Origin of the sequence: Leptospira wolbachii serovar Codice str. CDC, from assembly GCF_000332515.2 — a bacterium.
Taxonomy (GTDB): domain Bacteria; phylum Spirochaetota; class Leptospiria; order Leptospirales; family Leptospiraceae; genus Leptospira_A; species Leptospira_A wolbachii.
Map to the genome: position 1 here is coordinate 1 of NZ_AOGZ02000003.1, position 3,089 is coordinate 3,089.

Annotated in this window: 2 protein-coding genes; both read right to left on the minus strand. The window is 34.2% G+C overall.

Translation table 11 applies throughout. The features are described 5' to 3' along the window. Window positions 1-1,097: 1,097 nt before the first annotated feature. Window positions 1,098-1,823 carry a hypothetical protein gene (locus LEP1GSC195_RS01490; protein ID WP_232227610.1) on the minus strand — a complete coding sequence of 242 codons (726 nt, stop codon included), beginning with the start codon at window positions 1,821-1,823 and terminating at the stop codon, window positions 1,098-1,100. A 185-nt stretch (window positions 1,824-2,008) separates the two neighbouring features. Next, entirely contained in the window at window positions 2,009-2,737 is a 729-nt protein-coding gene (locus LEP1GSC195_RS01495; protein ID WP_015679753.1) for a hypothetical protein, read from the minus strand. Window positions 2,738-3,089: the final 352 nt, after the last annotated feature.

Below are 3,089 nucleotides of genomic sequence, written 5' to 3' on the forward strand. Positions count from 1 at the left end.
CGCGTAGACTCATAGGAGTTATATCTGTCAATAGGCTTTTTTGTTAGCTTTTTATCCTTTATTATCTCTCTAACGGGCATGGACGCCCGTTTTAATTGGGTCACTCGGAAATGTTCGCATAACGAACTAGGGGAGACGACGTTCCTCGTAGCTGAGCCTCTGAAAGAGGCGTTAGCGTCGGCGCGTCTTCTTGCGTAGCGAGAAGCGTGACGGAGAGGAATGTGGCGCAGCCCAAGCGAGGCCTCGTGCCGAAGCGAAGCGTTTCCCCGCTGTTATGCGCTGTGTCCAATGTATAAGAATAAATGTAAATTAAAGATTTAAAACCTAATTCTTCAAATTTTTCTTGTTTTGAATTGTAGGTTTCATCAGACATTCTGCTTAATCATGATATATTCATTTTGAAAATAAATATTTTGATCTTTCAGTTTGCAATTTATTAATTATTTTTTTATATTGAGTATTGAGTTCAATATCATTTATTTCATTTCTATAGATAAAATATTATTTCAATGGATCAGTCAATAAATCAGGAAATTTTTCACCAAGTAATACTTGATTTCTATTAACTTTATCTAAATTTTCCATATTTTGAAATAGAATATATGATAATATAGAATTCAATTGAAAATTCAAGTTTTTCAATTTCGATTTTAAATCTAGAAAGAATTGTCCTCTATCGTTTATAATTATTAAATTATGATCTTTATTTGACAATTCAACAATAGGCCCCCATACCCGGACCAACAGTTTTTGAATAAAATTTGAATTTAGATTTTTCAAGTTCTGATTTGTAAGATTCGATATAATTTATTAAATTTATTTCGAAGGAATCGTAAAAGTTCATATTTATAAAGTTTTATTGTGAGCTAGATTTGTTGCTTTAAGAGCGAAATTTTTTTTCTTAATTCATTTTTTTGGACATTGCGCATAACGAACTAGCGGAGACGACGTTCCTCGTAGCTGAGCCTGCATGGCAGGCGTTAGCGTCGGCGCGCCTTCTTGCGGAGCGAGAAGCGTGACGGAGAGGAATGTGCCGCAGGCCAAGCGAGGCCGTGAGTGCCGAAGCGCAGCGTTTCCGTGCTGTTATGCGCTGGTCCCTAGTTATTAAATTTGATATATTCTCCAAAAACCCAACCTTCTTTTTGCTTTGAGTCTTTTAGATAACACCCATTATATGAATCAGAGATCGGAAATACTAAATACCAAAAATTTCTTTTGTCTCCGATGCTATCTTCAGTTATAGTTTTTGCGATAATAGTGAGATTTATAGTTTTAGGGATGAAATTGATTTCTTTTTCTTTAAGTTTATCATCATCAATATTAGTAAAATAGCAGGTAAATGATGTTGATTGAGTGTTTGGTTTTTCTCGCATTTTTGCATTGGAAGTAGTAATTCCATTTTTTAAGCCTGAGGTAAGGACTTGTGTTCCATTGTAATTTCTGTTTAGATTTTCTTTAACTCCTTTGTTTACGTTGTATAAGAATAAATTATTATCACAGTGTAGGTATTCTGAAAAAATTAAGGAACTTTCATCTATTTTAGTGGAACATTGGAAATTTTTCAATTTTTTGTTAGAACAATTGGATATAACATTTGTAAATTTAAAAGTATTTTCATTTTGCGAAAATTTTGCCTTAAAACCCTCACAACCATCTCCCTCACCATTAAAATAATATAGAGCATTTGAGTTTTCAAGTTTCAATACCATTTCATCAGTTCCTAGATTGTTTCCCCCGAAAATTAAAGGTTCTGAATTTAAAAAAGTAGGTACGATAAGAATTAAAAATGCATATTTTTTTCTAATAATATTTCGTTTATTCATATTCATTTAGGGACTTGCGCATAACGAACTAGACTAACCGACGTAGGCTGGCCCTGAGTCCCAACGGGACGTTAGGGACTGGAACGACACTTGCGAATGCAAGGGGAGTGCCAGAAGCCTATGTGGCGTAGCCCAAGCGAGGGCTCGTCCCGAAGCGAAGCGGTTAGTCGCTGTTATGCGACGTTTCAATGAGTATTACATTCAGTTTTGTATATTTTGTTTTCTTCAATATTAATACTTTGAAAGAAGGATTTAACATTTTCCGGCTGATCTTTGATGCTTTTTAAAACAAGGATTTTTTGGTTTCCTTTTATTCTTAAAAGAAAATTTATTTTTGCTGTTATCGCCAAAGTCCCAAACTCTTTTGTCGCCTCTTTTTTACAAGACTTCTTGCAGTTAGAAGTATCTTCATTTTCGAAGCAAATATTTAAACAATCATTCATCGTTGAATCCTCGAAATAAATAAATCCTTCAAATTTATCTTTATTTGATTTCCAGACACCAACTTGTTGATTAAAAGAGCTTCCTAATTCATTGGATGAAATTAAAAAAAGGCCATCTTTTAAAATTATAACTTCAATACCTTCAAGAAACAACTTTGATGGAATTTGTTGCGAATCATTACAATTATCCTCATTTTCAATATCAAAAATGATTTCTTTGGTAAATATCCAGCCATTTGGTTTTCTCAATTGAATCCAATACCCAGAATCGATAGGCGGCTGTTCTACTTTTATTTTGAGTGATTCATGACTGAATTCCAAAATTTCTTTAATTTTGGAAATTTTCTTCGATTTTAAATTCGGTTCTTCATAAATATATGCGATACTATTTTTTGGTCTCAGTCTTAATATTTCTTCCGAAAGTATCGGTGTAATATTAAGAAATAGAATTGTAATTATTATATGTTTCATTTTGAAATGTCGCATAACGAACTAGTGGAGACGACGTTTCCCGACCCTGAGTCCCGACGGGACGTTAGGGACTGGCACGGAGTTTGCGGATGCAAACGAGTGACAGAAGGGAAATGTGGCGCAGCCCAAGCGAGGCCGCAAGTGCCGAAGCGCAGCGTTTCCATGCTGTTATACGCCGTTTCAAAACTTATAGAAATTTCTTAGAATGCTAGTGATAAAGAGTAAGTATAGTCTTTGAAAAAGGAAATTTGTGTAATTTTACTTGGCATGTAGTTATTTATATTCTTTTTTGAATTATTTTTTCATTTTCCTGAATCAATTTGCATATTTCTTTTCCCAGATTTAAACCGGA

Bases quoted from the DNA above. Each gene is read 5' to 3' on its own strand.
- LEP1GSC195_RS01490 (WP_232227610.1), bottom strand. From the start codon at position 1,823: ATGAATAAACGAAATATTATTAGAAAAAAATATGCATTTTTAATTCTT.
- LEP1GSC195_RS01495 (WP_015679753.1), bottom strand. From the start codon at position 2,737: ATGAAACATATAATAATTACAATTCTATTTCTTAATATTACACCGATA.